Origin of the sequence: Olavius algarvensis spirochete endosymbiont (assembly GCA_900608495.1) — a bacterium.
Classification (GTDB): domain Bacteria; phylum Spirochaetota; class Spirochaetia; order DSM-2461; family DSM-2461; genus UBA2779.
In genome coordinates this window covers 1-1,080 of record UWYT01000159.1, presented here as the reverse complement: position 1 = coordinate 1,080, position 1,080 = coordinate 1, and the positions used below count along the sequence as shown (strand labels likewise).

2 protein-coding genes are annotated in these 1,080 nt (G+C 51.5%); both read right to left on the bottom strand.

Going from position 1 to position 1,080, the window contains the following annotated elements:
• Positions 1 to 227: 227 nt before the first annotated feature.
• On the bottom strand, positions 228 to 581 hold the full coding sequence (locus tag S1OALGB6SA_RS04010) for an NHL repeat-containing protein (protein ID WP_306766982.1): 354 nt from the start codon (positions 579 to 581) through the stop codon (positions 228 to 230).
• 18 nt (positions 582 to 599) lie between these two features.
• The coding region (locus S1OALGB6SA_RS04005; RefSeq protein WP_195910292.1) for an NHL domain-containing protein at positions 600 to 1,080 on the bottom strand (481 nt) is incomplete at its 5' end.

The following is a 1,080-nucleotide window of genomic DNA, read 5'->3' as shown; positions in this document are numbered from 1 at the left end:
TACTGGATATCTTATTCATAAGTTAAATAGCTTCTTATCTAGATTGACTGCGAACCAAAACAAACTATTCTTGATATTTCGTCCCCATGCACTGAAAAACTCAAGGCTTTTTTCCCAGCATTTATTTCTTATTATGAAAAAACTCTTTTCTGTTTTGAGATGTCGGATAGAACAGCGGGGGAGGCTAGCGCGAGAACCAGCCTCGGCCCTCGCATCAAGGGGCAATTCTAATGAGGTATCACATTTAACATGAGGAGCCATCGTGCCGCTGGCCAGGGCACCTTGTACTCTATCTTCCGGATGCGGTTGTTCTTGGTATCTGCCACATAGACATTGCCGGATGAGTCTATAGCTACGCCGGCGGGGTAGTTGAACTGCGCCGTGTTGCTGGCGCCATCAGTATGACCTGGCGTGCCAGTTCCGGCTAAGGTGCTTACCACTCTATCTTCTATTCTATCTGTCGGCGTGATCTTCCGAATGCGGTGATTGACACTATCTGCCACATAGATATTGCCGGATGAGTGCATAGCCACGCCGAAGGGCTTGGTTAAACTGTGCTCTGTCGTCGGCGCGCTATCTATATAACCCGGTGCCGCTGGCTAGGGCACCTTGTATTCAACCTTCCGGATGCGGTGATTGTTAAAATCTGCCACATAGATATTGCCGGATGAGTCCACAGCCACGCCGCGGGGTTGATTAAACTGTGCCATGCTGCCTGTTCCGGCTATGGTGCTTACCACCCCCGCTGGCGTGATCTTCCGGATGCGGTTGTTCTCACTATCTGCCACATAGACGTTGCCTCTTGAGTCCACAGCCACTCCATTGGGGGAGTTAAAGCGTGCATCTGTGCCGGTGTCATCCACATGACCCGCTGTGTTAGTACCGGCTATGGTGCTTACCACCCCCGTCGGCGCGATCTTCCGAATGCGGTTGTTGCCAGTATCTGCCACATAGACGTTGCCTCTTGAGTCCACAGCTACGCCGGAGGGGTCATCAAACTGTGTCGCTGAGCCAGTGCCGGCTATGGTGCTTACCATTCTATCTTCTATTCTATCTGCCGGCGTGATTTTCCGGATGCGG